26 protein-coding genes are annotated in these 26,738 nt (G+C 54.6%); 9 read left to right on the top strand and 17 right to left on the bottom strand.

The features are described 5' to 3' along the window. Window positions 1-17: 17 nt before the first annotated feature. From BA6348_RS09560 to BA6348_RS09540, 5 genes are all read right to left on the bottom strand, one after another. On the bottom strand, window positions 18-884 hold the full coding sequence (locus BA6348_RS09560; protein ID WP_007787288.1) for an ABC transporter permease: 867 nt from the start codon (window positions 882-884) through the stop codon (window positions 18-20). After that, window positions 856-1,818 (bottom strand): ABC transporter ATP-binding protein, encoded by a 963-nt coding sequence (locus BA6348_RS09555; RefSeq protein WP_122953289.1) that lies wholly within the window; start codon window positions 1,816-1,818, stop codon window positions 856-858. The genes BA6348_RS09560 and BA6348_RS09555 overlap by 29 nt, the downstream gene beginning before the upstream one ends. A 92-nt stretch (window positions 1,819-1,910) precedes the next feature. Beyond that, window positions 1,911-3,086, bottom strand: coding sequence for an anti-sigma factor family protein (locus BA6348_RS09550; protein WP_025843868.1), 1,176 nt, complete (start codon window positions 3,084-3,086; stop codon window positions 1,911-1,913). Continuing rightward, window positions 3,083-3,631, bottom strand: coding sequence for an RNA polymerase sigma factor SigX (locus BA6348_RS09545; protein ID WP_007778996.1), 549 nt, complete (start codon window positions 3,629-3,631; stop codon window positions 3,083-3,085). The genes BA6348_RS09550 and BA6348_RS09545 overlap by 4 nt, the downstream gene beginning before the upstream one ends. A gap of 102 nt (window positions 3,632-3,733) precedes the next feature. Continuing rightward, on the bottom strand, window positions 3,734-4,435 hold the full coding sequence (locus tag BA6348_RS09540; RefSeq protein ID WP_007778994.1) for an AAA family ATPase: 702 nt from the start codon (window positions 4,433-4,435) through the stop codon (window positions 3,734-3,736). Window positions 4,436-4,502: 67 nt separating this feature from the next. Between BA6348_RS09540 and BA6348_RS09535 the strand changes: the two genes are divergently transcribed. Next, window positions 4,503-5,927: a L,D-transpeptidase gene (locus tag BA6348_RS09535; RefSeq protein WP_007778989.1), complete on the top strand. Its 1,425-nt coding sequence runs from the start codon at window positions 4,503-4,505 to the stop codon at window positions 5,925-5,927. 183 nt (window positions 5,928-6,110) lie between these two features. Here BA6348_RS09535 and BA6348_RS09530 read toward each other — a convergent pair whose 3' ends face one another. The 3 genes from BA6348_RS09530 to tkt form a co-directional block, all read right to left on the bottom strand. Next, window positions 6,111-6,461 carry a hypothetical protein gene (locus BA6348_RS09530; protein ID WP_005836536.1) on the bottom strand — a complete coding sequence of 117 codons (351 nt, stop codon included), beginning with the start codon at window positions 6,459-6,461 and terminating at the stop codon, window positions 6,111-6,113. Between the two features lie 96 nt (window positions 6,462-6,557). Beyond that, on the bottom strand, window positions 6,558-9,125 hold the full coding sequence (locus BA6348_RS09525; protein WP_025843866.1) for a transglycosylase domain-containing protein: 2,568 nt from the start codon (window positions 9,123-9,125) through the stop codon (window positions 6,558-6,560). Window positions 9,126-9,299: 174 nt separating this feature from the next. Beyond that, window positions 9,300-11,306, bottom strand: coding sequence for a transketolase (gene tkt / locus BA6348_RS09520; RefSeq protein ID WP_005836539.1), 2,007 nt, complete (start codon window positions 11,304-11,306; stop codon window positions 9,300-9,302). Between the two features lie 129 nt (window positions 11,307-11,435). Between tkt and BA6348_RS26600 the strand changes: the two genes are divergently transcribed. Together BA6348_RS26600 and BA6348_RS09515 are read left to right on the top strand one after the other, a co-directional pair. Then, window positions 11,436-11,591 (top strand): hypothetical protein, encoded by a 156-nt coding sequence (locus BA6348_RS26600; RefSeq protein ID WP_005836541.1) that lies wholly within the window; start codon window positions 11,436-11,438, stop codon window positions 11,589-11,591. 16 nt (window positions 11,592-11,607) lie between these two features. Next, window positions 11,608-12,066, top strand: coding sequence for an NUDIX hydrolase (locus BA6348_RS09515; RefSeq protein WP_005836543.1), 459 nt, complete (start codon window positions 11,608-11,610; stop codon window positions 12,064-12,066). 32 nt (window positions 12,067-12,098) lie between these two features. Here BA6348_RS09515 and BA6348_RS09510 read toward each other — a convergent pair whose 3' ends face one another. The 3 genes from BA6348_RS09510 to BA6348_RS09500 all read right to left on the bottom strand — a co-directional run bounded on the left by BA6348_RS09510 (window position 12,099) and on the right by BA6348_RS09500 (window position 13,563). Then, window positions 12,099-12,725 carry a DedA family protein gene (locus BA6348_RS09510; protein ID WP_005836546.1) on the bottom strand — a complete coding sequence of 209 codons (627 nt, stop codon included), beginning with the start codon at window positions 12,723-12,725 and terminating at the stop codon, window positions 12,099-12,101. Window positions 12,726-12,961: 236 nt separating this feature from the next. Then, the gene (locus BA6348_RS09505; protein WP_005836548.1) at window positions 12,962-13,168 is read right to left on the bottom strand and encodes a YqgQ family protein; all 207 of its coding nucleotides are present in this window, start codon (window positions 13,166-13,168) and stop codon (window positions 12,962-12,964) included. Beyond that, window positions 13,165-13,563, bottom strand: a complete 399-nt coding sequence (locus BA6348_RS09500; RefSeq protein WP_005836550.1) for a hypothetical protein — start codon at window positions 13,561-13,563, stop codon at window positions 13,165-13,167. The genes BA6348_RS09505 and BA6348_RS09500 overlap by 4 nt, the downstream gene beginning before the upstream one ends. A 182-nt stretch (window positions 13,564-13,745) precedes the next feature. On the opposite strand from BA6348_RS09500, the gene BA6348_RS09495 reads away from it, so the two are divergent. Beyond that, on the top strand, window positions 13,746-14,927 hold the full coding sequence (locus BA6348_RS09495) for an MFS transporter (RefSeq protein WP_005836552.1): 1,182 nt from the start codon (window positions 13,746-13,748) through the stop codon (window positions 14,925-14,927). A gap of 117 nt (window positions 14,928-15,044) precedes the next feature. Here the strand turns inward: BA6348_RS09495 and abc-f are convergent, their stop codons facing one another. The 4 genes from abc-f to BA6348_RS09475 form a co-directional block, all read right to left on the bottom strand. Further along, a complete protein-coding gene (gene abc-f, locus BA6348_RS09490; protein WP_122953290.1) occupies window positions 15,045-16,994 on the bottom strand; it encodes a ribosomal protection-like ABC-F family protein in 1,950 nt (649 codons plus the stop codon). Window positions 16,995-17,450: 456 nt separating this feature from the next. Continuing rightward, window positions 17,451-18,236 carry a stalk domain-containing protein gene (locus BA6348_RS09485; protein ID WP_122953291.1) on the bottom strand — a complete coding sequence of 262 codons (786 nt, stop codon included), beginning with the start codon at window positions 18,234-18,236 and terminating at the stop codon, window positions 17,451-17,453. A gap of 144 nt (window positions 18,237-18,380) precedes the next feature. After that, window positions 18,381-19,319, bottom strand: a complete 939-nt coding sequence (locus BA6348_RS09480; protein ID WP_005836557.1) for an AEC family transporter — start codon at window positions 19,317-19,319, stop codon at window positions 18,381-18,383. 16 nt (window positions 19,320-19,335) lie between these two features. After that, window positions 19,336-19,737: a hypothetical protein gene (locus BA6348_RS09475; RefSeq protein WP_005836559.1), complete on the bottom strand. Its 402-nt coding sequence runs from the start codon at window positions 19,735-19,737 to the stop codon at window positions 19,336-19,338. A gap of 318 nt (window positions 19,738-20,055) precedes the next feature. Between BA6348_RS09475 and BA6348_RS09470 the strand changes: the two genes are divergently transcribed. The 5 genes from BA6348_RS09470 to BA6348_RS09450 all read left to right on the top strand — a co-directional run bounded on the left by BA6348_RS09470 (window position 20,056) and on the right by BA6348_RS09450 (window position 24,268). Beyond that, a complete protein-coding gene (locus BA6348_RS09470) occupies window positions 20,056-20,874 on the top strand; it encodes an amino acid ABC transporter substrate-binding protein (RefSeq protein ID WP_025843860.1) in 819 nt (272 codons plus the stop codon). A 78-nt stretch (window positions 20,875-20,952) separates the two neighbouring features. Beyond that, window positions 20,953-21,783, top strand: a complete 831-nt coding sequence (locus BA6348_RS09465; protein ID WP_005836563.1) for an amino acid ABC transporter substrate-binding protein — start codon at window positions 20,953-20,955, stop codon at window positions 21,781-21,783. Beyond that, window positions 21,770-22,465, top strand: a complete 696-nt coding sequence (locus BA6348_RS09460; protein ID WP_025843858.1) for an amino acid ABC transporter permease — start codon at window positions 21,770-21,772, stop codon at window positions 22,463-22,465. The genes BA6348_RS09465 and BA6348_RS09460 overlap by 14 nt, the downstream gene beginning before the upstream one ends. Window positions 22,466-22,482: 17 nt before the next feature. Next, window positions 22,483-23,220, top strand: coding sequence for an amino acid ABC transporter ATP-binding protein (locus BA6348_RS09455; protein WP_005836569.1), 738 nt, complete (start codon window positions 22,483-22,485; stop codon window positions 23,218-23,220). 676 nt (window positions 23,221-23,896) lie between these two features. After that, the gene (locus tag BA6348_RS09450) at window positions 23,897-24,268 is read left to right on the top strand and encodes a YybH family protein (protein WP_122953310.1); all 372 of its coding nucleotides are present in this window, start codon (window positions 23,897-23,899) and stop codon (window positions 24,266-24,268) included. A 198-nt stretch (window positions 24,269-24,466) separates the two neighbouring features. Here BA6348_RS09450 and BA6348_RS09445 read toward each other — a convergent pair whose 3' ends face one another. Both BA6348_RS09445 and BA6348_RS09440 read right to left on the bottom strand, forming a co-directional pair. Next, window positions 24,467-25,009, bottom strand: coding sequence for a nitroreductase family protein (locus BA6348_RS09445; protein ID WP_005836576.1), 543 nt, complete (start codon window positions 25,007-25,009; stop codon window positions 24,467-24,469). A 719-nt stretch (window positions 25,010-25,728) separates the two neighbouring features. Continuing rightward, on the bottom strand, window positions 25,729-26,493 hold the full coding sequence (locus BA6348_RS09440) for a hypothetical protein (RefSeq protein WP_005830335.1): 765 nt from the start codon (window positions 26,491-26,493) through the stop codon (window positions 25,729-25,731). Window positions 26,494-26,738: the final 245 nt, after the last annotated feature.

Genomic DNA, 26,738 nt, shown 5'->3' with positions numbered 1-26,738 from the left:
GGCTCGGGCTGTTCCCGTTACACATCGCGCTTTCCGAACAAGCGGACAGCCAGCGCCAACATCACCGCTCCGTAAATAACAGTGTAAAAAAGCATGGCGTCGCTCGGCGGAGACATGGTGCCGAATATGCCTTGGGTCGCAAAGGACAGCGGATCGTCTGCCGTGTCAAACAGCACAACAGTCGCTTGCCTGAACAGCGAGTCGGTCGGAAACAGCAGACTGGAAATAATGCCGATGTTGATGAGCGCGTCTTGTCCGATGATCGACCCGATCTGCTCGACAAACCCGCCGATAAAGCTGATCCCGTACAAAATAATCAGGACGATTCCGCCTGTCACCGTCGTCGTCACACTGCTGAGCAAAAGAGACACGCAGACCAGAATGACGGGCATCAGGACAAAATAGCCCAGGGAGGACAACACTTGCTGGGCGCTCACGTCTGCGGCCAGTACGCCTCCGCCCACCCACTGATTGATCCCGAGGATGCCCAAAAACATCAGGATGGCGTAGAGGATGAGCATGCTCGAAAGCCCGCCGAATTTGCCGAGCACGTATTTGTGCCGCGGCAGCGCCCGGGCGAGCCACGTATCAATCTGGTGGCTCTCCACTTCAGACGCAATGCTGCCGACGCTGCTTAAAATCGCGAGCAGCGCGGTAATGAAGGAGCCGAAGTACAAGCCCATGCCGAGCAGTTGGGTGGAGAAAAAGTTTTTTTGCATCAGCACGTCGGTCGCGCTGCCTCCCAGCTCACGGCCCAGCTCCCGCGCCGCAAACCAGGTCGCCACGCCAAACAGCAGCAGGAAGGCAAGCGACATCATCATCGTAATCGTAAAAATCCGCTTGGAGAGCATCTCCCTATACGTGATTTTCATGATCGGCCACATGCGCTTCCCCCTCCTTCTTTTGCACCCAGTACAAAAATACTTCCTCCAGCGACTGCTGCTTTTGCACAACCCCATGCACCGCGACGCCTCTGGCGATCAACGCCTGCAAAAGCTCCGGCACCCGATTGTCCCGATCCAGCGTCAGCAGCCACGTAGAGCGGTCAGCGTCTTGTCTGTGCAGCCGCCGGTCAGTGACGAAGGCCGGCAGTTCTTCGCTCGCGGCAAAGCTCGCCGCCTCTACGGTCAGCTCAATCTGAGGAGCGACGCTGCTCAGCTTGCGCCATTCCCCATGCACGACCAGCTCGCTGCGATGGATGATGCCGACGTAGTTGCAGACGCTCTCCATCTCGCTGAGCAGATGGCTGTTGAGAAAAATCGTTTTGCCTTGATCGCGCAGCCTGGCAATCAGCTCGCGCACTTCTTTTCGCCCAATCGGATCAAGCGCTGAAGTCGGCTCGTCCAAAAAAATCAGCTCGGGATCGGACAGTAAAGCGCAGGCGATCCCGATGCGCTGCTGCATGCCTTTGGAGTAGCCGCGAATCCGCTCGCGCTCGCGGCCAGCCATGCCCACCAGCTCCAGCACATGGCGGATGACGGCCTTGCTCTCCGTCCGGGACAGGCCGCACAGCTCGGCATGATGTTCCAGGAGCTGCTGTCCGGTCAGCCAATCCGGATAACGAAACAGCTCGGGCAAATACCCGACTTTTTGGCGCGACGCGACGCTGCCGATCGGGTGGCCGAGCATGACCGCCCTGCCTTTTGTCGGGTGCAACAGCCCCAGCATCGTTCGGACAAAGGTGCTTTTTCCGGCGCCGTTTTGCCCGAGAAAGCCAAACACCGACCCGCGCGGCACTTGCAGCGTAATGTTTTTGCATCCTGCCTTGCCGTCGTACTGCTTGGATAGCTCCCAGGTCTCGATGACGTAATCAGACATCTGTTGCCTCCTCTTTCTGACGATAAACGGGACAAAGCAGAGCCTCCCCTTTCAGGAAAACTCTGCCAATCCGCTCGCGCGATTTGCCTGCCCTATTTCAACTGCTTCGCCAAAGCCAGCAGCGCTTCTCCACTCTTGTCACTGCCTTCGAGCATGTGAATTTTTCCGTCCTGCTGCCAGACGAGATGCGTATCGTACCTGCCGGTGACCAGCATGCCGTCCTCGCCGTTTACCTTGACTTCCTTCATGTCGCTCTTGCCGTCAGCCATGTACGGCACCGGAATCGTATGCTTCCAGTCTTTGATGTCGAGCATTTGCTTTTTCACCTGATCCGGAATGAACGGCAGCGCCAGCACTGTCTCGCGCAACTGGAGCAAATCTACGCCCTCTGGCGCTTTCAGCTCAGGCGCGTCCACCACGGAGTAGGAATAGCTGTCTTTGCCAGTGGCGATCCACGTCTTTTGCATCTTCGGAATTTCCAACGAGATGCGCTGGCCGTCCAGCTTCTCATCGAATTTCGCCTCTACCTGCAGTTGGGCCAGCAGCTTGTTCGCCCGCTCGGTGTTGATTTCCAGGTGCACGCGATACGGGGAAGTCACCTCTACGCCGTCCACGATCAGCCCATCCGGCAGCTTCGGCAGCTTGACGCCCGCTTTCTCGGCGGCCTCTCTGCTGTTGTAGTATTGGTTTCGGTTTTCCTGCTTGTCTTTATCCACGCCGTCGATCCAGATTTTCCCGATTCCTTGCAAATCCATCTCGCCGACATTGCCGTTTGCAATCCAGCTTTCCACTTGCTGCAAGTCCTTCGGCGTCACTTTGACAAATTCGACCTTGCTCATGCGGAAAATGGACAGAAAATCATTGGCGGCCGCCTGCACTTGCGGAAAAGAAAGGGATACCGCCACTACGGCTGCTGCTGACGCTGCCGTCATCCAGCGTTTTGTCGTTTTGTTCATCTGTTTCCAGCTCCTTTTCGCGCTGCGCTGCTCGTGGCTGTCCCACTCGCGCAGATCGCTCTTTTTCGTTGTTCCTGCGGTTTGCGAGAAACGCTGCCACGCGGCGTCGGTATCGATCTTCGCCTGGTCCGCCTGGGCAAAAACGTGCGCTTCGATTTTTTCGCGCGTCCAGACATCGAGAGCCGTCAGCTCTTCCAGGCGAGCCTGACACTGTTCGCACTCAGCCAGGTGAGCGCGAAACGTTTCGCTTTGCTGCGCGTCGCATTCCCCGTCCAAAAACGTCTGAATCAAGCCTGTGTCGGCACATTTCATCCTTCTTCCCCCCTGACCCGCTCATATAGCCTGCGAAACTTGCTCTTCGCTCGCGCCAGAACCGTCCCGACGGAGCTGGCCTGCATTCCCGTCGCTTTTGCCAGCTCGGCATAAGGAAAGCCGGAGTATTTCATAAGCAGCAAGGTACGTTCCCGCTCATCCAGCTCATCGAGCACCTCGCGGACGTGGCTGAGCGCTTCCTGCTCCAGCCATACTTCTTCGGACGAAGGCATGACACAAGCCTGATCCGCTGTCCCGCGCTCTTGCCTGTCCTGCCTGCGCTTTTCGGAGCGCAGATGGTTGTAGGCCGCATAGAGAGCCGCTTTGGCCAGCCATGCCGGAATATTTTCGATGGCGGAGCGATCTGTATGGTAAAAGGAGAGAAACACTTCCTGGGCGATATCCTCCGCTGTTTGCTGTTCACGCACAATCCGCATGATCTGTCGGACAACGAACGGGTAGTAGGCCGTAAACAGCTCCTGAAACGAGTCCGTTTCCGCTCTGGCCCGCATCTGGTTCACCGCCAGCTTTGCCTGCATCTCCATCAATCCTCCTCCTTCCTGCACAGCCACTGTCTTGACGCTCCCTCTTGCGTTCTACACCTTATAGAAACCGCCGACGCCTTTTTTGTGACAGCAGGAAAAAAATTAATCGCGAAAAAAAGCATCCGGCTTCTCCAGAAACCTCCGGGTCAACTGGTAATGCTCCGTATCCTGATAGCGGATCGGTTGCGCGGGAGATTCGTCAAACGTATAGATGTCCGCGCCGGGGTAGCCCAGCAAGATCGGGGAGTGCGTGGCGATCAGAAACTGCGCCCCTTCCTCGACGAGTTCGCGCATGAGGTACAAAAACGCCAGTTGCCGCTTCGGCGACAAAGCCGCCTCCGGCTCGTCCAGCAGGTAGATTCCTTTTCCGTTAAAGCGGTTGGTGAACAAAGCCATAAACGCTTCCCCGTGCGATTGCGAATGCAACGATCTCCCGCCATAGCTGGCTGTGCCGCCAATCTCGTCGATATGGCTGGCAAACTGGTAGAAGCTTTCCGCCCGCAGAAAAAATCCGTTGGTCTGCTTGGGCATCCACGACAGCCGGATGTAGTCGCCGAGGCTCGCTTCCGCCTTGTCTACGCTGTAGTAGTTGTGGCGGGAACCGCCTGCCGTGTGAAAGCCGCACTGATAGGCGATCGCCTCGAGCAAGGTCGACTTGCCGGAGCCGTTTTCCCCGACAAAAAACGTCACGCTGGCCGCAAGCTCGATCGCTTCGAGCGCGCGCAACGACGGCAGGTCAAACGGGTACCGCCTGGCATCGGGAAACTGCTCGCGCAGCAGCTTGATCGTCCGTAAATAAACCAATATTTTCCCCTCCACCCTCACTTTTTTGCCGAGCCACGCCGATACAACCATATAGGGGGGAGTATCGGTGGACAAGGTTTCCTTTCTTCAGGAAAAAAGCGCCTTTCATATGAAATATCCAGAACAGAGCGATCTCTCCTTTTACCGGTGGTTCACACAGCAACACCCGGATGAAGCGATCGGCTGGTATCATCTCGGCCAGGCCCGCGAGGCACAAGGAGACACGCGACAGGCGCTGGCCGCTTACAGACAAAGTCTTTTTGCCAAACAAGGCCCCTATTACGACGAGGCGCGAGACGCCTATCAAAAATTGCTGCGCGAGCAAAGCCGCCAAGGCTGGCGCAACCGGGCACGCCTGCTTCTCGCTTCGCTCGCTTTTTTGTACGCCCAATTTGTGTTTTCACCCGGACCTTTGCAGGATGGGGCGCCTGCTGCCAGCGCGCAGCCACAGGCAGTCCCCGCCAGCGCGCCTGCTCCTGTGCAGCCGCACGTCGAGGTGATTGCCGTTCCCGCGACGCTCAGCCCCAAGGAGTTGCAAAGCCAGGTGCGTCGCTATGTAGAGGCGCGGCGCCCGGCGCTCGCACAGCCTTACACCGTACTCGTTGTTCCAGAGGTTCCCGGCTCGCCGCTGTTTACGCCGTTGTTGTTTTATCAGCCCAAACAGGTGCTGGGCGTTCTGCAGTACAATCCAGTCAGCCGGACGGTCATCAGCCAGCGCTGGTTCGGTTCTCCTGCCAGCTTTGATGCGGGGGCGACGCTGGCAGCCGCGAGAGGCGATCTGGCAGTCGAGCAGCAAACGTTGCAGCATGTGCTGACATTGCGCAACTCTCTCTATCGCTACTACCAGCAAAAAGGGACTCTCCCTGCCAGTCTGGCGGATTTGGCGGGCAGCTATCCCGGCAACTATTTGCCGCAGGTTCCGCTCCCGCCAAAGCGGCTGCTGCTGAAAAGCTACCCGTACCATCCGCACGCTTTTCAGAGCGGATCGGCATGGGCGAGCCTGCGCGACGTCCTGCCGCTGCCAGGCTATCCGGAGCCGCTGTCGCCGCTCGCCCCTCTCCAGGTCCGGCTTTCGCAAAAGTCGCATACGCTGCAACTGGTCAGCGGTACGCATCTCGTCCGCAGCTATCCGGCAGCGATCGGCAAAAACGACTCGACACCCGAGGGCTACTACACGATTTTGCAAAAGATCAACCAACCGCGCGGCCACGACAACATTTACGGAACACGCGGTCTGGTGTTTCAAGGCAACGGCTACGCCATCCACGGAACCAACCACCCCGAGAGCATCGGAACGTCCGTCTCGCTCGGCTGTGTCCGGCTGTTCAATGCCGCCGTGGAGGAGCTGTACACCTTTGTCTCGCTGGGCACGGAATTTATCATCTCGAATGCCCCCGTACCCGCCCAGCCGTGGAGCAACCCGGCTCTCTTCATCCTTCCGGCGGGACCCGAGGAAGAGACGCCCAACGTCATATACACCTGGCTGCATTAATCTCCCTATGAAAAGACGAACCAGTATCATCGCTGGTTACGTGGCGATTCCATCCAAAAAAACGCGATGACCGCTTTGCTCGCGGCAAGCGGTCATCGCCATGTTTTTGCCCGGCGGCAAACCTCGTTTTCCACTGAAAAAAGCGCGCCCCGCCATCGGGAACGCGCCTTATTTTTTATGGCCTTATTTTTCTTCTTCCAACTGACTGATCGTTTCTTCCTGTTCTTCTTCCGGATTCCAGTAATCGAGCACTTTTCCTTGCAGAACTTTGCCTTTGACAAATTCCACCTGCTGCTCGCTAAAATCCTCTGTCCAATCGACGCCCAATTCCTCAGCCAGCCGCACGACAGTCAGCAGCTCTGACCAGGCGACGTAACGTTTGTACCAGAAAAACTGTGGCTGCTCGTTCATATATGGGTAAAGGTCGTCAAAATCGGTATGTTTACAGTCGAGAGCTCGCTCAAAATTCACTTTGGCTCGGCGTAATTGGTCCTTGAAAAAAGTGGGCAAATCTCTTTGTGCGAAGTCAGACATGGACTGTCCCCCCTGTCTCCCGATTTACTGGTATTGTACCACGCGAAAGAAGATGTGCAAATAGTTGAATCTGTCGAGTTGTCTATCCTATGCTACTCAACCGCCATTCGTTCCATTGGGATCAGTCTGTTGCTGAGCGCCATCTACAGGCTGTGCCGGCTGCTGATTGCCGCCTGTAGAACCGCCTGATTGCCCGTTGTCCGGATTGGCGATGTCTGGCGGGATTTCGCCAGCATTTCCCGGGTTTCCTGGATTGCCTTGATTTCCCTGGCCTCCGTTCGGATCTTGGCCGCCTGGTTGGCCGCCGTTGCCCGGATTGTTGTTGCCGCCAAAGTTCGGCGGGAACTGGATCGTGCCGTCGCCGTTGTCGGTTCCTGTTCCGTCCGGGTTTTGCTCCTGGCTGTTGCCGTCCTCGTGATGGCTATCTCCTGCATTAATCAAGTTTTCCAGGTTTTGCGAGTTAATGCTCGTAATCGGCGAAGGCGTCTGCTCCTCGCCCTGGGCGTTGCGCGGAACGACGACATAGCGGTACTCGTTCGGATTATCCAGCGCATCGACGAACGTCGTGTCCTTCAATCCCGCCGCGATCAGCTCGCGCTCGCCATTTTGCTTGACGCGGTACACATCGTATGTGTAATCAGGCGCTCCGCCAATCCAGCTCAAGACGACTTTCAACTGGTTGTTGTCGAGTGTCAGGTCTGCCGCCAGTTGCAGCGGTTGAGCTGCTTCTTCCTCCGGCTGTTCCTCCACTGCGCCATCCGGCCGCACGAAGTCTGTCGCCTTCACGCCCTTCAAGCCTGCTGCGAGCACCTTGGAGAACATTTGCGCGGTCAAGCTGCTGCCCTGGCGCATCAAGTGCTGTTTGTCCTCGGGGTCGAAGCCCATCCAGACGGCGCCGACGTATTCCGGCGTATAGCCGACGAACCAGGCATCCTTGTTCACGCTGCTGTCCCCGGCGATCGACTGGGTCGTACCCGTTTTTCCGGCAACGTGGCGACCGGAGATGCGGGCCGCTTTCCCCGTCCCTTCCTGAACCGCTCTTTCCAACATGGTGTGAACAGCCCAAGCCGCTTTCGGCTTCAGTACTTCGGTCTGTTTGCCTTCGTACTCCCGGACGACACCTTCGCTCTTGTTTTCGATTTTCGTGATCGTGTGCGCCTCGGACATGACCCCGCCGTTGACAAAAGCGGTATAGGCTTGCGCCATTTTCAGCGGAGACGTCCCTTTGCTGAGACCTCCGAGCGCAATCGCCAGGTTACGGTCCTCCGGCGCCAGCTCGATGCCGAATTTTTGCAAGTAATCGATGCCTGTTTGGACGCCGATCTCATTCAACAGCCAAACCGCCGGCACGTTGAGGGAATCGATCAACGCGCGGTTCATGCTTACGGAATCGCTGTATTTGTTGTTGTAGTTGCGAGGCTCGTAGCCGTTAAAGCTCTGCTTTTTGTTGCTGAGCGAAGAATTTGGCCCCCACTTGCTGTCTGAGTCAATCGCTGGCGCGTACACAGCCAGCGGCTTGAAGCTGGAGCCCGGCTGACGCTTCATGTCTGTCGCGTAGTTGAAGCCTTTTGCCGCGTAGTTGCGGCCGCCCATCATCCCGGCGATGCCGCCGTTTTTCGCATCCACGACGATCATGGCCGATTCGACGCCGCGCTTCGCCCCGTCTTTCGGGAAGTTTTTCGCGTTGGCATACTCGGCGATCATGGCATCCTGCACTTTCGGATCAAACGTCGTGTACACTTGCCAGCCGCCGCGGTACAGCTCTTCCTCTGTCACGCCGTACTTGGCGTCCGCTTCCTCTACCATATGGTCGAAAAAGGCGCGGTAGCCTTTTTTCAGGCTGGCTCCGGCTACTTCCGTCGGTTCGGTTGGCAGCGGCTCTGCCTGCGCTTCGTTTTTTTGCGCTTCGGTAATGATGCCCTGCTCATACATCAGGCGAATGACGGTATCCCGGCGCAGCTTCGCCTTTTCCGGGTCGTTGAACGGCGAATAAGTCGTCGGCGCTTTCGGAATCGCCGCCAGCATCGCTGCTTTGGCAATGGTGAATTCGTCATCGCTGACAGAGTGTCCGAAGTAGTAGTTGGACGCATCCTCGACGCCGAACTCCCCTTCGCCCAAATAGACGCGGTTTAAGTACATTTCCAAAATCTGATCCTTCGAATATCGGCGCTCCAGTCCGATCGCGATACTCATCTCTTTCGTCTTGCGCCAAAACGTTTGGTCCAGGGTGAGAAATACGTTGCGGGCTAGCTGTTGGGTAATCGTGCTTCCCCCTTCAGCCAGTGAACCTTTTTTAATGTCATTGATAATGGCTCCGCCGATCCGGATCATGTCGACGCCCTTGTGCTCGAAAAAGCGTTTGTCCTCGACGGCGAGGAACGCGTTAATCAAAATTTTCGGCATCTCGTTGATCGGCTTGTATTCACGGTTTTTTTGACGAATCAGGCTCGTCATCTCTTCGCCGTTTTTGTCGTATATGACGGTTGGTTCTGTTTTCAAATCTTTCAGCTTCTGTTCGTTTTCCGCAATCATCCGGTCTCCCGCATACAACAGGGAGAAGTATCCCCCAATGACGCTCAAGATGAGAAAGACTGCGAATCCTACGGCAATCATCAGCAAGTTGTTTTTCTTCTTCCTGACTTTCTTCTTGGCCTTTGTTGCCATTTCTTACCTCCTGGTTTTCTCTCTCCCCCGCATCTTATATAGACGGATGCTTTTGAAAAAAGTTTCTTCCTTTTGGTTTTGGCACGTGTCTATCATTCCATACTGATTCCCATTTGTCACTGGAAAAGCCTATCTCCCGAGAGAGATAGGCTTTTTTTACGGAGCAAAAACCATTTATTTGAGCAGCTCTTCTGCTGTTGCGACCACATTTTCCACCGTAAAGCCGTACTCGCGCATAATGCGCTCGCCTGGTGCGGATGCGCCGAACTGGTTGATCGCGATGACTTTGCCGCCATCCCCGGCGTAACGCTCCCAGCCCATCGGAGAGCCCATTTCCACGGCTACCCGTGCTTTTACCGTTGGCGGAATGACCGCATCGCGGTATTCTTTCGGCTGGCGCTCGAACAGGTTCCAGCTCGGCATGGACACGACGCGCGCTTCGATTCCGCGGGAGAGCAGCTCTTCGCGGGCTTGCATCACCAGAGACACCTCGGAGCCGGTAGCCAGCAGGATGAGCTGCGGGTTGCCGCTTGGCGCATCCGCCAGTACGTAAGCGCCTTTGGTCACGCCTTCTGCCGCTTTTTCGATCGTCTCAGGCAGGACTGGCAAGTTTTGGCGAGTCAGCACCAGAACGACTGGCTCGTCTGTGCGGGATACCGCGTATTTCCACGCTTCGTTCGTCTCCACCGCATCTGCCGGACGCAAAATGGTCAGTCCCGGCATCGCGCGCAAGGAAGCGAGCTGTTCAATCGGCTCGTGCGTCGGACCGTCTTCGCCGACCGCGATGGAGTCGTGCGTGAACACGTACACCACTGGCTGCTTCATCAGCGCAGAGAGACGGATCGCCGGACGCAGGTAGTCGGAGAAGACGAAGAACGTACCGCCGTACACTTTCACGCCGCCGTGCAAAGCCATCCCGTTGAGGGCTGCCCCCATGGCGAACTCGCGAACGCCGAACCAGATGTTGCGGCCCTCGTAGGAGCCTGGCAGGAAGTTGCCCGCTTCTTTGATGACGGTGTTGTTGGAATGAGCCAGGTCAGCGGAACCGCCGAGGAAAAACGGAACGGTTTTCGCCAGCGCGTTGATCGCGTTGCCGGAAGCTACGCGAGTCGCCAGTTTGGCTCCTGCTTCGTACACAGGCATGTTCGCATCCCAGCCTGCCGGCAGGTGGCCTTCCTGTGCTGTCGTGAATTGCGCAGCCAGCTCTGGGTACGCCTTGGCGTAAGCCGCAAACTTGTCGCGCCACGCGGCTTCCGCTTTTTCGCCCGCTTCTGCCAGGCTTGCGTAGAAGTCGGCTACTTCCTGCGGCACGTGGAATTCGTTTTCATGCGTCCACGCGTAGTTCGCTTTTGTCAGCTTCACTTCGTCCTTGCCGAGCGGTGCGCCGTGGGAAGCGCTGGAGCCGCCTTTGTTCGGGCTGCCGTAGCCGATGACGGTTTTGACTTCGATCAAGGTAGGACGGTCGAGATCTGTTTTCGCTTCTGCAATTGCAGCTTCGATCGCTGCCAGATCGTTTCCGTCTTCTACGCGCAAGTATTGCCAGCCGTATGCCTGGTAGCGTGCCGCCACGTTTTCCGAGAAGGAACGGGACAGCTCGCCGTCCAGGGAGATATCGTTCGAATCGTAGAGCACGATCATTTTGCCGAGCTTCAGGTGAGCCGCCAGGGAGGAAGCCTCGCTGGACACGCCTTCCATCAGGTCGCCGTCGCCGCAAATGACGTAGGTGTAGTGGTTGACGATGTCAAAGTTGTCGCGGTTGTAAACAGCCGCCATATGTTTTTCCGCCATGGCCATCCCGACAGCCATCGCGATTCCTTGTCCCAGCGGTCCGGTCGTCGCATCAACACCAGCCGTATGCCCAAACTCCGGGTGGCCTGGCGTCTTGCTGCCCCACTGGCGGAAGTTATGTAGGTCTTCCAGCGAAACATCGTATTTCATCAAATGCAACATCGAGTATAATAGCATAGAGCCATGTCCTGCAGACAGGACAAAACGGTCGCGGTCCATCCACTGCGGATTGCTAGGGTTGACCTTCATGAAACGGCTCCACAGAACATGAGCCATAGGGGCAGCGCCCATCGGCATTCCCGGGTGGCCGGAATTGGCCTTTTCGATGGCATCAATCGCCAACGTGCGGATGGTGTTAATGGATAGCTGATCGACAGACGTATGCTGAGTCATCTCGCGAAATCCTCCCTGTGCTTTTCTATAAGTCAATACGTAGTATCGGGTAAAACACACTGTGCCATTATAGCACAGTTCAAAGTCAGATTCATGCTTGCTTTCATAGAATAAGGAGGTCTTTTTCGAATGTCTTCTACCATCTACCTCATCATTGGCATCGTGCTGGCAATCGCCGGGTTCGGCATGCTGTTTGCCGCCATGAGCAGCTCGCCCGTCCTGAAAAAGAACAGGGAAAAACGGCGCAGACAAGCTGCGGAAAATCATCGTCCAGAGGAAGGCTGAGAAAAGGAGCTGCGCTATGCGAACCCATTTTACCATGCCGGTTGCCGTGCATCTTTTTCTCGTGAGAGGCAACGAGATTTTGCTGCTGCGCCGCTACAATACAGGCTATGAGGACGGAAATTACAGCGTCCCGGCCGGACATCTGGATGGAAACGAGGAAGTCAAGACAGCGGCCATCCGCGAAGCCCGGGAAGAGTGCGGCATCGAGATTGCTCCCTCTGCCCTCTCGCTCGTCGGCGTCATGCACAGGCGCTCCACCGACGAGCGAATCGACTTTTTTGTCGCCGCCACAAGCTGGCAGGGCGAGATCGTGAACGCCGAACCGGACAAATGCGACGAGCTGGTCTGGGCGGACCTCGACCAGTTGCCGGACAACGTCATTCCGTATGTCAGACAGGCGATTGCCAATTACAGGCGGAACAAGTGGTTTGACAGCTTCGGCTGGGAGCTGCCCGCGGCGCCTTCCCCAACATGAAAAAGAGCCGGCTGTCCTGGGCGTTTTCCCTCTCAGGCAGTCGGCTCCTTTTGCAATTCTCCCCTGTGCTTCGCGCTTGTGGCTCCCATCCAAAGCTTCATTCGCATGTACTGGCGAATCGTGATGTAGGAGACGGCGGCCACAACTGCCGTCACCAACGTAATTTTCCTGTACTGGTACACTCCTGCCAACAGCGCGTCCAACTCGTCCGGGAACCAGTAGCCCATGAGAAAATAATGAAGGGTCCAGACGAACGTGCTGGGCAAAAAAAACAGCAAAAGCTGGCGCAGCGGCAACCGATACAAGCCCGCAGCAAAAGGAACGAGGTAGCGAACCACCGGGATAAAAACGCTGATCGCCAGTACCCAGCCTACATATTCCCGCTCCCTTTGCCCAAGTCCCCATCCCGGGCGCAGGCGGGCAGCCCAGCGGCGGCCGAACAGCCGGGCCAGAGCAGGTGCGCCCATCCATGCTCCGGCGATGTAGCTCGCCGCCACTCCGATGAGCGCCGCCAAAAAAACGGCTGCGTACACAACGGAAAAAGCCGCATCCTCATGCGCGATCTTTGCGCCCAGGCTCATCACCGAAACTTCATCGGGAACGAGCTGCCGTAAAAGTTCTTTCCATAATTCCCGCAAAAACGTTGCGTAGTCTGTCATCGCCACCGCCGCTCCTTCTCTCCATCCTGCTCTCTATGCTACAGGGTAAACCTTTCTAAAATGGAGAGAATGCCTTACGTTTTTGGAAAGGATTTATGAAGAATTTCTTAAGAAAGCGGTCGCGGCTGCGTCCAGCCATTGGCGAAGCCTGATCTGCACAAAAAAACGCGCTTATCACCGCCGCATCCTAAGAGCGGCAGATAAACACGCCTCGTTCCGGTTTTTCTTTTTTTCGGTTAGCGGCCGTCCAGCGCCTTGCGCTTGCTGCGCACGGCTGACATGGCCTCCATAAACTCTTCTTTTTCAATGACATTCAATTCGTACAGCTCGCGAATCTCGTCCTCTATCAAGAGCAGATCCCCCTCCGGGTCTCCCGTGTAGATGAACAAACCGAAGCGGTGCAGAAACGCCTTTAAATCGAACTCATTGGGGTTCGCTTTCAATGGGCTCCCTCCAGATCGATTTCCATCCTCGCGAGGACGGCATCGTAGTCAAACTCGACAGCAAAGCCGGTAATGACGATGATCTTCGCATGCGGATACGCTTCCTGCCACGCCTCCTCCTCTTCAGGCTTCAATCCGACAATGTACAGCGGATCTTTGGAAAGCTGGGGATGTCCCTGGCACAGACGCAAAAATTCGCGGCATCTGTCCTGCTCCTGTGCCGCATTCAAGACGAGGACCGCGCGCGTCACCTCATTCGACTCCCGTTGCCCGGCGATCAGCTCAAACGTTTTCGCTGTAGGCACGATCGCATTCACCTCAGGAAAGCGGTCGAGAACTTCATCCAGCCAGTCATCTTCATGCCAGGCCAGGTAGTACAGCATTGCAGTAGACATGTGACAAACACCTCATGGATATATACTAGACAACTTGCAAAACGATTCTTGTTTCTTTTCCATTATAGCACGCTATCGGCAATGCTGCCCACGCCGCTCGCTTGACTTCGACACTTCGTTCACGTAAGGTGGAAAATGCAAGCAAATAGTAGCTGATATTTGTGTGAAACGAGGTAAATGTTGTGAATAAGAAGTACCTGGCCCTCTTGTTCTTCATCGCCTTTTTGACCATGCTCGGGTTTGGCATCATCATTCCCATTCTCCCTTTCTTTGCAGAAAAACTGGGTGCGTCTTCCTTTCAAATCGGCGTTTTGTTCGCCAGCTACAACATCATGCAGCTATTGTTCGCACCTGTATGGGGAAGCCTCTCCGACCGGATCGGGCGAAAGCCGCTCGTCTCTTTTGGCCTTCTCGGCTTTGCCGTCACGTTTATCCTGTTTGGGATGGCGGACAGCTATGCGGAAATGCTCATGTACCGCATCCTGGGCGGCATCGTCTCCGCAGCGGCTCTGCCTACGGTAACAGCCATGGTCGCAGACCTGTTTCCGTCTGAAGAGCGGGCAAAAGGAATGGGCGTAGTCGGTGCCGGAATCGGGCTCAGCTTTGTGTTCGGCCCCGTCATTGGCGGCCTGCTCAGCGGGTACGGGTTTGCGATTCCGTTTTACGCTTCGGGAATCGTCGCGTTCGTTACGTTCCTCTTCATTCTTGTCGCCTTGCCGGAGAGCTTGCCCAAGGAAAAGCGGACGAGCCTGCAAAAAGAAGCAAGGGAAAACCCGTTCACTTCTCTGTTCGGTTCCCTGTCTTTGCTCTATGCGATCCTGTTTGTCGTCTCGTTCGCCTTTTCCGGGCTGGAGACGACCTTTGCGCTGTTCATCAGCGATCTGTACGGCTTTACGTCCAAAGACCTCGGCTACATGTTCCTCGTCATGGGCATTATCGCGGCCTTGGTGCAGGGCGGCCTGATCGGCAGACTGGTCAAGCAGTTCGGGGAAGCCTCTGTGCTTGCGCTGGGGATGATCTTTTACGGCATCGGCTTTTTCGCGATTCCGCTGTCCGGCAACTTTTGGGCGCTGGCCTTGATTTTGTCCTTGTTCGGGGCTGGACAAGGCATGATCCGGGCAACCGCTACCGCGATGATTACGCAGCGCACTACGCAAGGGCAAGGCGTGACCAGCGGGGCGATCAGCTCGATGGACAGCCTCGGACGGATTTTGGGTCCACTGGCAGGCGGCGCGGTCTACCAATTTTCCCACAGCGGACCGTTTTTTCTCGGCGGCGTCCTGATGGTGCTGATTCTGCTCTGGTTTTTCGGCAGCTATCGGCGGCTGCCCGACCCGGAGCCGACCATGCAAACCTCGAATTAAGCAAAAGCCCGTATGCGCGGCAAACGCCAAAGGCAGCGGAAGTCCCGGACTGTTTTCTCGTCCGCGGCCTCCGCTGCCTTTTGGTTTGCTCAAGCTCCAGGCAAAAGCGAGTTGCGCCTATGCTTCCTGCATTTGCATCCAGGCGAAGTACGACTCATCCAGTTCGGCTTGCACCTGCTCGATTTGCTTTTGCCACTCCGCCAGTTGCTGGTAGTCCGCCCCTGTCTCCAGAAGCAGCCTGTTCAAGCGCTCTTTTTGCTCCTCCAGTCTGGCAATGCGCGCTTCCAGCTCGGACAGCTTGTAGGCATTGGGGCGTTTTGTCTGTGCGCAAGCGGGCGCGCCTGCCGAAGACGGTTTGCTTTCTGCCGCTGGCCGCTCTGGCTTGGTCCCTTTGCCGCACGATTCCTCCGCGAGCCTGTCAGCCCGCGCTGCGCTGCGCCGCTTCTGCTTTTCGCGCGCTTCCTCGTAGCTGCCGACGTCGTGCACAAGCTGTCGGTCCTCCACCCAAAAGACGCCGTCGACCATTTTTTGCAAAAAATAGCGGTCGTGGGAGACGATGAACAAGGAGCCGTGAAAATCAGCGAGCGCTTCCTCAAGCGTTTCCCGCGCTTCGATATCGAGATGGTTGGTCGGTTCGTCCAGGATGAGCAGGTTGATGTCCTGGTGCATGAGCTGGGCCAGGCGCAGCCGCATGCGCTCGCCGCCGCTCAACTGGCTGATCCGCTTGAAGACGTGCTCGCCGTAAAACAGAAACCGCGCCAGCAAATGCCTCGCTTCTGCCTCCGTCACCTTCGCCACGTCGCGGAACGCGTCGATCAGCCGCTGGTTTTGGTCCCCTTCCAGCGCTTGCTGCGAAAGATAACCGACCTTGACGCTGCTGCCCAGTTTGAGCGTGCCCGCATCCGGCTCGATCTCGCCCAACAGCATGCGGATCAGCGTCGATTTTCCGCAGCCGTTCGGCCCGAGCAACGCCTTTCGCTCCCCGAAGCGCAAAAGCAGGCTGGCGTCGGAAAACAACGGCTTGCCCCCGTACGCTTTGTGCACGCCTTTTACGATCAGCACATCCTGGCCGCTCCGGTCGGTCTTTTTGAACTGCAAGCCCATCCGGTCGGCTTCCATTTTCGGCCGCTCGATCCGCTCGATCCGCGCCAGCGCCTTTTCCATGCTCTTCGCCCGGCGGTGAAACGCTTCGTTCGGCGGGTTGGAGCGGTTGCCCCACTCTTTGAGCCGCTTGATCGTCTCCTTCATCTTTTTGATTTTTTTCTGCTGCTCCTGATAGGCGGCAAACTGCCGCAGCAAGCGCTCCTCCCGTTCGGCGGCAAAAGCGCTGTAGTTGCCGATGTAGTACTCCGCTTCCCCGCCGTCGACATGGTAGATCGACGTCACGACGGCATCCAGGAAGTAGCGGTCGTGGGAAATAATCAACACCGTTCCCGGATAGCTCTGCAAAAATTGCTCCAGCCACTCCATCGCTTCCACATCGAGGTGGTTGGTCGGCTCGTCGAGCAGCAGGACGTCGCTTTTTTGGCACAAAAGCTTGGCCAGCCCCGCCTTCGTCTTTTCGCCCCCGCTAAGCTGGGCAAAAGGCGTCGCCAAAAGCTCCGCGCTGACGCCTAAGCCTTGCGTCACCTGCGCCATGCGCGTCTCCCACTGGTAGCCTTCCAACTGCTCAAACTCGTCCTGCAGCTTCTGGTAGCGCTGCATCAGCCGATTCAACTCGGCCTCGTTTTCGTAGAGCAGGGCCATCTGCCCTTCCAGCTCGCGCATCTGCTCTTGAATGTGACGCACATCGGCAAACGCGCTTGCCACCACATCCTCGCCCGTCCAGTCTGCCGGGTAGTGCGGAGACTGCGGCAAGTATGCCCATACCGTTCCTTTGGCGCGGTACAACTCGCCCGCATCCGGGCTTTCGATTCCGGCCAGCAGCTTGAACAAGGTCGTTTTCCCCGCTCCGTTCGGCCCGACGATCCCTACCCGCTCGCCCGCCTTTATTTCCAGTGTAACGCCTTGCAGAACCGGATCGGCTCCGTACGATTTTTCCAATTGTGTAGTCGCGACGATAATCATGAGTTCATTTCCTCCCTGGTTAGTGATAACGGTTTAAAATAATGGACTTCCTTGGCTGGCCCCGGCCGACTTTTGCCCCCGCGCTTGCCCGCGAACAGGCAAAAATGGACGCAAAAAAGCCGCAGGCCATTACCTGCGGCATCGTAAGGGGAGCCACTCGCCAGCGCAAAACGCCGCGCGAGTCAGTCACCCATTATGAACAAGAACAAACCGTCCCTGGTCGATGCATGGTACGCCTGTGGAAACTCCGTTCAGTTGTATGCGCAAAAATGGGCAGACTGGTCCCGTTGAAAGAAAAATCATGCGTCATACTGGAAGTTTCTACCACAAACCATGCCTGAACAGTTCCGAACACGTACATACACCTCCATTCCCAAGGATTAGGTAAATCTTATCCACCATCATATACCAGCTTCACGCGAAAAACAAGCGCCAAAACGCTGCTTGGGAAAACGCCTACTGCCCTTGCGCCTGACCCTCGAACAGCGGCTTGTTCGTATCCGCGTCTATAAACGAGATCGTCGTGTACGGTGGGAGCTTCACTTTTGCCGTCAAATACGGGTAGGCGATCACTTGCGGATACATCATCCCCGGCGCAGGCTCTGACTGCTTGACGTACACAAAAAGCTGCTCCCATTTTTGCTCGACCTTTGTAACTTGCAAGCCATAGCCGGGATGGGGAGCCTGGCCGCGGGCAATGACGTACAAGTCTCCCCGCTGATGGACGCCCCGCTTTCCTTTGACCGACTCGATGAAGTCCTGCTCTTCTTTGCTCAACTGTTTTTCGTCCACGAGGACAAATGCATCGTTTTGCGCTTTCGACACGATTTCCACCGCCTTTTTCTCCTCATTCCAGGCAATCTCATGCCCTGCCTGCTCCACGAGCCAGCGCAGCGGCACGTACACCTCTTTGCCGCGGACGAGCGCAGCCTCGCCGCCTGCTACCGTCTTGCCGTCCACCGTCACTGTTCCCGCGTCCAACTGGAACACAATCGTCCGCTCGCCCAGCTTCAACTGCCCTTTTTGTCCGTCGAGCGTCCAGGCCGCTTGCAGCAAGCTGGCTGCGTCCGCGGCAGACACGTATGTTTTCTGCTGCTGGAGAATCGCCTGCTTTTGCAGAGCCGCAGCTTTTCCATCTACCAAAACCGTCGCCGTTTGCGTACCGCCCGTTGCCGCGAGCGCCGGGGCCACGGCAAGAAGTTGGAGGCTCAGCGCAACGGCCATCCATGTCTTTCCTCTCATCTTTGTTCCTCCATTCCATTGCTGTCGGATTGTTTCTATCTTGTTAGACTTTCGGTTGTTCTTATTCGTTTCAGTGCTTGCGCCTAAAAAAAAGCGGCCTGCCATCTGCGGCAGGACCGGAGCTTTTCCTGGCGCAAGCACGCTTTAGTGCAACAGCCAGTTTCCCATCAGCACGACGGCTGGAATCGTCAATAGCGCCAGCAGTGTGGAAAACACCGTCGTCATCGCGCCCATTTCCTCGTCGGCCTTGTACCGCCCGAACAGAATCGAGGCGAGCGTCAACGTAGGCATCGCCACCTGCACGAGCGTGACGCTGACGATATCGCTGTCCAGCGAAAAGGTCGACAGCAGCAAGGCCGTCAGCAGCGGAAAGACGAACAGCTTGAAGGCCAGCGGCATCCCGAGCAGCGGGAGGGACACTTGCGGCTTGTTGCGCAAAAACAGCGGAAGCAGCATCCCGATGTACATCATGGCGAGCGGCGAAGCCAGCTTCGCGAGCGTGCCGAACAGATGCTTGACCGGCTCTGGCGGGGCAAAGCCGACCAGGGCGGAGCCAAGTCCGAATACAATCGCAATCATCGGAATGTTGACAAGCGTCTTCAGCCCTTTCAGCGAAAACGAGCCTTTTTCCTGCAGCATCATGACGCCAACCGTCCAGAGCACGACGTCTACGCCAGCGTCAAAGATCGCCGCCAGCAAGGCGCCTTTTGGCCCGAACAAGGCGGCGCACAGCGGAAGCCCGATGAAGCCGGTGTTGCCAAGCCCGGACAAAATCGCGATTTCCCGCCGCTTTTTCGCAGGCAACGGCAGCGTCCTGGCCCCCGCCCAACCGAGAAAAATGCCCAGACAGTTCAGGACGATCGAAATGACGAATATTGCAAAAATTTGAATCAAAAGCTGATGGTCGATTTGCGTCTGAAAAATTCCGTCCAAAATGATACACGGCATCGCCACGTTGATAATGATCGTAATGACAAGCTGACGGGAATCGGCCGTCAGCGGCTGGCGGTAACCGATCAGGCTACCGATGCCGATAATGACGGCCATGATGAGAACGGATTGCTGCAACGTTTGAAATTCCATCGCCCGCTTCCCCCGCCTACATTTCTACTGGCAGCCATTGCAGTTCTTGTGGCTCGCCTTTGTCGCAAGTTCGGAGCACATCGCCGCACAGCGGGACAGCCTTCTCCAGCGGGATGCACCAGGAGAGCGGAAACACCGCCTCGCCGCCTTCAATGACGAGCGACGCCATCACCGCGCTCTGCTCGCCCGTGGTCAACACAAAATGCTGCTCGCCCGGCTCGTGTTCCTTCCATTGAACCAGCACCTTGCCTTTGTTTCCGCCAGCCACCACCAGATCCACATGGTCGCCGTAAGCCGCATGCACGAGCGTCCGGTTCACGCCGTCCAACTGCGCAATTTCCCGCAATACTTCATGCCAGGCTACGTGTTTTTGCTCCGTTCCGCTTGCATCCGTGTACATACGCCAGTCGTTTAACATGCTGATTGACTCCTTTTATCGGTTCGTTGTTGTCCCATCTATTTCACCGCTTTTTCTCCATAAAAAAGCAGGCAAACTCCCAAGGTCGTACTCATTGTACGCTATGTGCGCCCACAACCTCAACCACTACTTGCACAATAAGCGGCTCTCATTCGCACATAGCCCCGGGGCAATTGGAGAATCCTGAAAAGGAACCGTTTGCGCAAAAACCAATTCATAGTAACCAAATCGGATTTAGCATTTTTATGATTGACAAAGCCCGATGAGCCTACTACTATGAATCCATGAAATTCGATCAACATAAAGGGGATTATCATCATGAAAAAAGTCATTTTCTCTACTCTGCTCTCTTGCCTGTTGTTGGGACTCGTTGGCTGCAGCAGCTCCGGCGCGCCTTCCCAATCCGATAATGCAACGCCGCCAGCAGCGTCGCAAAACCTGCTGGAAAAAGTCAAAGCGGAGAAAAAGCTCGTCATCGGAACGGAAGGTACATACTCGCCGTTTACGTACCATGACCAGTCCGGCAAACTGACCGGATACGATGTCGAGGTCGTGACCGAAGTCGCCAAGCGCCTTGGCGTCGAGCCGGTGTTTCAGGAAACCCAGTGGGATGCCATGTTCGCCGGACTGGATTCCAAACGCTTTGACGTGATTGCCAACCAGGTAGGGATTCGCCCAGACCGCCAGGAAAAATACGATTTTTCCAAGCCGTACACGATCTCCCGCGCCGTTCTCGTCACCCATAAGGACAATACGGCTGTAAAAGGCTTCGCTGACATCAAAGGCTTGAAGGCCGGCCAGTCCATGACCAGCAACTACGCCGACCTCGCCCGTTCGCACGGAGCGGAGATCGTCGCCGTCGACAACTTCAACCAGGCGATTGACCTGATCGCACAAAAACGCGTCGACGTCGTCATCAACGACAACCTGTCCGTGCTCGACTTCCTGAAGCAAAAGCCGGACACGCCAATTCAGATCGTGACCAAAAACGAAGAAGGCCAGCCGACCGCGTTCATGTTCCGCAAGGGCAGCACAGAGCTGGTGGACGCGATCAACAAGGTGCTCGATGACATGCACCAGGACGGCACGCTGAAATCCATCTCCGAAAAATGGTTCGGCGAAGACATCACCAAGTAAACGTTCGTTGACAAAATTGTCCGTCCCTTTTAGCATGTTCCTATCAAAAAAACATATCGGTTTAGTGGGGGTTCCTTTATGAAAAAACTATTGTTTTCCGTTCTCGCATCTACCTTACTGGTCGCTTTGACAGGCTGCGGCTCCTCTTCTTCCCAAGCGCCACAAAACAACGCAGCACCAGCAGCGAGCGAAGAGAAAAAAGAGCAAAACTTGCTGGAAAAAGTAAAAGCGGACGGAAAAATCTTGATCGGGACCGAGGGCACTTACGCTCCGTTCACCTTCCACGACCAATCTGGCAAGCTGACCGGCTATGACGTAGAAGTCGTAACGGAAGTCGCCAAGCGCATCGGCGTCGAGCCTGTGTTCCAGGAAACCCAGTGGGACGCCATGTTCGCCGGACTCGATTCCAAGCGCTTTGACGTCGTGGCGAACCAGGTGGGAATCCGCCCGGACCGTCAGGAAAAATACGATTTCTCCAATGCGTACACCGTTTCGACGGCCGTTCTTGTGACCCACAAGGACAACACGACCGTCAAAGGCTTTGAAGATATCAAAGGCTTGAAAGCGGCACAGACGCTGACGAGCAACCTCACGGACATCGCGAAGAAAAACGGCGCAGAAATCGTCGGGGTAGAAGGCTTCAACCAGGCGATCGACCTGCTCACTTCCAAGCGTGTCGACATCACGATCAACGACGGCCTGTCGCTGTTGGACTTCCTCAAGCAAAAGCCGGATACGCCGATCAAAATTGTCGCCAAAGATCCGAACGTCGCGAAAAACGGGTTCCTCTTCCGCAAAGGCAGCACAGAGCTGGTTGACGCGTTCAACAAAGCGCTGGATGATATGACGAAAGACGGTACCCTCGCAAAAATTTCCGAGAAATGGTTTGGTGCAGATGTTTCTAAGTAACTTCTTTGACAACCCGGAACGCCTGAACCGATGGATGGATATTGCGCAAAGCTCCTTTCTGCCTCTTTTGAAAGGAGCCTTGCTCTATTCTTTGACGCTTGCCATCGTTTCTTTTTTCTTCGGCCTGATTATCGCTGTTTTAACCGCTTTGGCCCGCCTGTCCGGCATCAAGCCACTGGTGGGCATCGCCCGTTTTTATGTATCGCTCATTCGCGGGACGCCGCTCTTGGTGCAACTGTTCATCATTTTCTTCGGCTTGCCGAGCGTCGGCATCATGATCGACCCGTTCCCTTCTGCGATCATCGGCTTTTCGCTCAGCGTCGGCGCCTATTCTTCCGAAGTCGTGCGGGCTGCCATCCTGTCCATTCACAAAGGACAGTGGGAAGCGGCGTACTCGCTCGGGATGACCTACTGGCAGGCGCTGCGCCGGGTCGTGCTTCCCCAGGCAGCACGCGTCTCTGTTCCGCCCCTGTCCAACTCGTTCATCAGCCTGGTCAAAGATACGTCGCTGGCGGCGGCGATTCTCGTTCCCGAGATGTTTCGCAAGGCACAGGAGATCGTCGCCGCGACCTATGAGCCGCTGCTCGTCTATTCGGAGGCGGCGCTCATTTACTGGATGATTTGCTTCGTCCTCTCTTTCATCCAGGACCGGATTGAAAACAAGCTGGACCGCTACGTCTAAAAAGCAGGTGAACCCAGATGATTACCATCACGGATTTGCATAAACAGTTTCACAACTTGCACGTGTTAAAAGGCATCTCCCTGACCGTGGAAAAAGGAAAGGTCGTCGTCATCATCGGCCCTTCCGGCTCCGGGAAAACGACGCTGTTGCGCTGCCTGAACGCGCTGGAAGTGCCGACCAGCGGCAGCGTGCAGATCGGCGAGGTCAAGCTGGACTTTTCGCAAAAGCTTGAACGCGCAAGCATCCCGCGGCTGCGCAAACAGACAGGGATGGTGTTTCAAAGCTACAACCTGTTTCCGCACATGACCGCCGTGGAAAACGTCATGGAAGGCCCTGTGACCGTCAAAAAGGAAAGCAAAGAGAGCGCGCGGGCCAAAGCGGCCAAGCTGTTGTCCAAAGTAGGGCTAGGCGACAAGCTCGACCATTACCCGGCACAGCTCTCCGGCGGCCAGCAGCAGCGTGTCGGGATTGCCCGCGCGCTGGCGATGGACCCGCAAGTCATGCTGTTCGACGAGCCGACCTCTGCGCTCGACCCCGAGCTGGTCGGCGAAGTGCTGAAAGTCATGAAGGAGCTGGCCCAGGAAGGGATGACGATGGTCGTCGTCACGCACGAAATGGGCTTTGCCCGCGAAGTGGCCGACGAGGTCATTTTTATGGACCAGGGCGTCATCGTCGAGCGCGATACCCCGGCCAAGCTGTTCTCGTCGCCGCGCGAGGAGCGCACCCGCCAGTTTTTGCAGCATTTGAAGGCGTAAAGCTTCTGGCTTTGTTCCAACAGTTTGTTCCAACAGTTCGAAAACTTGGTCGCGCCAAACCATTGGCGCTGCCTTAGTTCCGCTTTTACGGATAAGAATCTTTTCTCTGTACAAAAAAGACTCTGCCGGCTCGGCTCGCAAGCCGCGTGCAGAGTCTTTTTTGCTTATGCTGCCAATCAGAGCTTAATCATCCCAGAAAGAAGTGACCAGAAGAATGATGAGGATGATCCAGAAAAACCCGCCACCTCCGAAGCCAAAACCGCCGCCGCGCCTGCATCCCATGACTTTCCTCTCCTCTCTTCTCACGTCGTAGAGCAGAGCTGACCTTGCAAAGGACCAGCACTTCTTTTCAGCTTATGACAGCCGACTGCTGTCCGTATGGATGCCTGTCTAGTTGATCGGCAAAATAAAAAAAACAGGTGCTTGCCCTCCTCGCTTGCACTACGCCCAAAATTAACAAATGCTTCATGCTGCCTCTACTCTCCCTTAACATGTCCGCACTATGATGAAATTGTCAGACCCTACGATGGACATTACGTCCTCCATTGCCGCCCGAATAGCCCCCTTCTAGATCGGGCGGGCTTTTTTTCATGGTCTGGTACGCGATCAGGAAATCCTTTACAATACAAAAAAGAAGCCGTATTTTCTGAATTTTGTCGGGGAGGTCATGTTCGCCTTGGGTTATCAGCAAGCATTGGAGCAATACATCGCCGCTACGAACACGCACGACTTTTCGAACGTGGAAAAGGTGCTGCACCCGCAGGCCGTCTACTGGTTTTCAGACAAGACCTGCACCTCGCTGCCTGAAATCCGCAGCTACTTCGAAAACGCCTGGAACGTCATCAAGGAAGAAGTGTACGCCGCGACTGACGTGCAGTGGATCAGCGCCGACCAGCACTCCGCGACCTGTCTGTACACGTACCGGTACGAAGGCTATTCCAATGGCAAATTCGTCTCCGGGAGCGGCCGGGCCACGAATGTGTTTGTCAAAACGGAGGCAGGCGAGTGGAAGCTGATTCATGAGCATTTGAGCAGTGGGCCGAGGTAATGGGGAGTAGCAGGTCCAAAAGCGTGATTGGCAAACATTTGTTGATAAAAAAGCGAGACCCTGTGGGCCTCGCTTTTCACGTACAGATAAGAATGGATAAGATTCTTGTCCAGTATAAGGGCAACGAAGGCTTCGCCAGTGGCTTGGCGCAGCCTAGTTTTCTAATCTGCCTAGCCGATGTCTTTGCTAGAACAGCCCTTATTCAAACCGCGTAAACTTCTCTTCCGCCCGCGTCCGTGGGCGAGCTTCCGGCACGTCTTCCTGGTCGAAAAAGCCGAGGTGCAAAAAGCCGACGATCTTCTCGCCTGGCGCCACGCCCAGAAGCTGATGCGCTTTTGGGTCCCAGTTGTGCTGGTTTGTCTTCCAGACGACGCCGAGATTGCGCTCCCAGGCCAGGAGCTGGAAGTTTTGAATCAGCGCGCAAACGGCGCTGAAGTCTTCTTCCCACTGCTTTTGCCGCGGGTCTTCCGGCATGATGACGATCAGGTAAGCGGCTGGCTGGTTGTACATCTCGCGGCGCGCCGGGTGCGTTTCCGCCGGATAGACAGTAATCAGCTTCTCTACAAACGCTTCCTTTTTCTCGGACGGCACAAACAAAAAGCGCCATGGCTCACGCAAACCGTGGTTCGGTGCGTACACCGCATCATTCAGCAGTTCCAGTACGAGTTCTTCCGGCACGGCATCCGGTTTATAGCCCTTTTTAATCGAGCGGCGCTCGCGAATGACTTTGGCAATGGACATATGGTTCACCTTCTTTGGATGGACATCAGCATTTCGTGATAATGGTTATCAGTATCATATGTTAGCGCTTGCTTGGCGGAAAAGCAAGAAAAAGATGGCCGCACCTGCCCTTTGCACTAACAGCCAAATTTTCCTATCCATACACCTTCTCTAAAATATTACTACTTTTGCTTTTAAGGAAGAAACAACAAAAACCCTACGGAACCGGGGCTTTAATTTAAATGAATTTATTACCCATTAAAAGGTTCAGCATTTTCACCTTTCACGTTTAGCCAAATTACTTTATCCTCTAGTCCATACAAAATAACTGATTGTACGATGAAGTATGTCTGTGGCAATTTTTATGACTCACAGTACTTCTAAAATAGAGTATCCATTAAACCTTTAGAGAGGTGATTAAAAAAGCATTACAAGCTTTGATTAAAATTTATGAAATAATTGTTTTTATGAAAACAAATAGTAATAACATAAAAATAACAATTAATCCAATCTTTTCATTTTTACTTTTGTATTTTTTCTTAATGAAAATATATACAAATAATAACAGAACTAAAATACTTAATACCACGGATACATTCAAATTAAATCCCTCCTCGATAATGACGAGTTTTAACTTAATTACAGCCGTAGAAACCATAAAGTCTCTTGAGAAAGTGCCGATAGTTTACAAGCGTAACTAGAGAAGGATAACTCCTTCTCTAGTTACTCCAAAGTTAATATTAGTAAGCATTTTCCAAGATCGAGTACGCATTAGCCATTGCTTCATGAGCAGTAGTACTTTGACTGTATATTTCGCGAGCAGTAATTGCAGCAGCACCACCAGCAGAAATTGTTCCGATTACTGTTTCTACAGTAAGAACAGCTACACCTAGTTCAGCAAGTAATGTTGAACCAAGTGTAATTAGAGATGATCTACAACTGCTAACAGTGTTTGCATATGCCTTAAAGTCGGAAACCTTATAATTTCCTTTTGTGTACCATGTAAGTTGTTTACCAATTCCTTTGTCAAGCCAGAAATCAGCATCGGGATACGATCGTAAAACATAATAGTCTTTATTTATTTCATTATAAGATGTAAGCCAAGATAGCCCGCCAGATTGCGCCTTTGAGCTTACTTTATTTATGAGCGGTTTACTCAATTCTTCTTTAGATAATTTTTTTCCATTAATAAAATATTCACCATTAGGAGTTATTTTAATAGTATCGACACTCTTCTTTGTTTTGTTATTTTGATTATTACCACTGATAGTAACAGTTTTACTTAGAGTAACTATTTTAGTTCCATCAGAAAGTTCTTTAGTATTGCTAGAAACACTAGTTTTTATCTCCCCAACAGGAAACCCTGTATCAATGTCATAAATTTTCTGAGAAAAAGTGTGATTATTTGTTGCGGCAGAAGCTGCTATCACATTGTTATTTGGAAGTGAAATCACTCCTAAAGATAGCAGAGTGGCTAGAGCTGTTGTTAAGATTCTTTTTTTCATTTGTAAATATCCACCTTTCATGTAAATAACTTCATTTACATGAGGTATAATATACCTAAAATAATTACTTGTCAACATTTTCCTTTTATTTTACAAATGAGAAATATTATTCAATTAAAACTAAGCCCCCCAGTAAAGGTAGACTTTACCTCAATTCAAAGAAATCCTGCAGTGAGTTGGCCGCGACATGAGCTTCCGCTTATACCTGCTTGTCCGAGCCATATATACTGCCCCCAAGTCATCGA

Source organism: Brevibacillus agri, assembly GCF_004117055.1.
GTDB lineage: Bacteria > Bacillota > Bacilli > Brevibacillales > Brevibacillaceae > Brevibacillus > Brevibacillus agri.
The sequence above is the reverse complement of the archived record's forward strand: the minus strand, read 5'-3'. Positions and strand labels throughout refer to the sequence as shown.

Bases quoted from the DNA above. Each gene is read 5' to 3' on its own strand.
- BA6348_RS09510 (WP_005836546.1), bottom strand. From the start codon at position 12,725: ATGACAGACTACGCAACGTTTTTGCGGGAATTATGGAAAGAACTTTTA.
- BA6348_RS09485 (WP_122953291.1), bottom strand. From the start codon at position 18,236: ATGAGAGGAAAGACATGGATGGCCGTTGCGCTGAGCCTCCAACTTCTT.
- tkt (WP_005836539.1), bottom strand. From the start codon at position 11,306: ATGACTCAGCATACGTCTGTCGATCAGCTATCCATTAACACCATCCGC.
- BA6348_RS09475 (WP_005836559.1), bottom strand. From the start codon at position 19,737: ATGTTAAACGACTGGCGTATGTACACGGATGCAAGCGGAACGGAGCAA.
- BA6348_RS09515 (WP_005836543.1), top strand. From the start codon at position 11,608: ATGCGAACCCATTTTACCATGCCGGTTGCCGTGCATCTTTTTCTCGTG.
- BA6348_RS09470 (WP_025843860.1), top strand. From the start codon at position 20,056: ATGAAAAAAGTCATTTTCTCTACTCTGCTCTCTTGCCTGTTGTTGGGA.
- BA6348_RS09455 (WP_005836569.1), top strand. From the start codon at position 22,483: ATGATTACCATCACGGATTTGCATAAACAGTTTCACAACTTGCACGTG.
- BA6348_RS09440 (WP_005830335.1), bottom strand. From the start codon at position 26,493: ATGAAAAAAAGAATCTTAACAACAGCTCTAGCCACTCTGCTATCTTTA.
- BA6348_RS09465 (WP_005836563.1), top strand. From the start codon at position 20,953: ATGAAAAAACTATTGTTTTCCGTTCTCGCATCTACCTTACTGGTCGCT.
- abc-f (WP_122953290.1), bottom strand. From the start codon at position 16,994: ATGATTATCGTCGCGACTACACAATTGGAAAAATCGTACGGAGCCGAT.
- BA6348_RS09460 (WP_025843858.1), top strand. From the start codon at position 21,770: ATGTTTCTAAGTAACTTCTTTGACAACCCGGAACGCCTGAACCGATGG.
- BA6348_RS09555 (WP_122953289.1), bottom strand. From the start codon at position 1,818: ATGTCTGATTACGTCATCGAGACCTGGGAGCTATCCAAGCAGTACGAC.
- BA6348_RS09560 (WP_007787288.1), bottom strand. From the start codon at position 884: ATGTGGCCGATCATGAAAATCACGTATAGGGAGATGCTCTCCAAGCGG.
- BA6348_RS09545 (WP_007778996.1), bottom strand. From the start codon at position 3,631: ATGGAGATGCAGGCAAAGCTGGCGGTGAACCAGATGCGGGCCAGAGCG.
- BA6348_RS09445 (WP_005836576.1), bottom strand. From the start codon at position 25,009: ATGTCCATTGCCAAAGTCATTCGCGAGCGCCGCTCGATTAAAAAGGGC.
- BA6348_RS09500 (WP_005836550.1), bottom strand. From the start codon at position 13,563: ATGTCTACTGCAATGCTGTACTACCTGGCCTGGCATGAAGATGACTGG.
- BA6348_RS09550 (WP_025843868.1), bottom strand. From the start codon at position 3,086: ATGAAATGTGCCGACACAGGCTTGATTCAGACGTTTTTGGACGGGGAA.
- BA6348_RS09525 (WP_025843866.1), bottom strand. From the start codon at position 9,125: ATGGCAACAAAGGCCAAGAAGAAAGTCAGGAAGAAGAAAAACAACTTG.
- BA6348_RS26600 (WP_005836541.1), top strand. From the start codon at position 11,436: ATGTCTTCTACCATCTACCTCATCATTGGCATCGTGCTGGCAATCGCC.
- BA6348_RS09480 (WP_005836557.1), bottom strand. From the start codon at position 19,319: ATGGAATTTCAAACGTTGCAGCAATCCGTTCTCATCATGGCCGTCATT.
- BA6348_RS09530 (WP_005836536.1), bottom strand. From the start codon at position 6,461: ATGTCTGACTTCGCACAAAGAGATTTGCCCACTTTTTTCAAGGACCAA.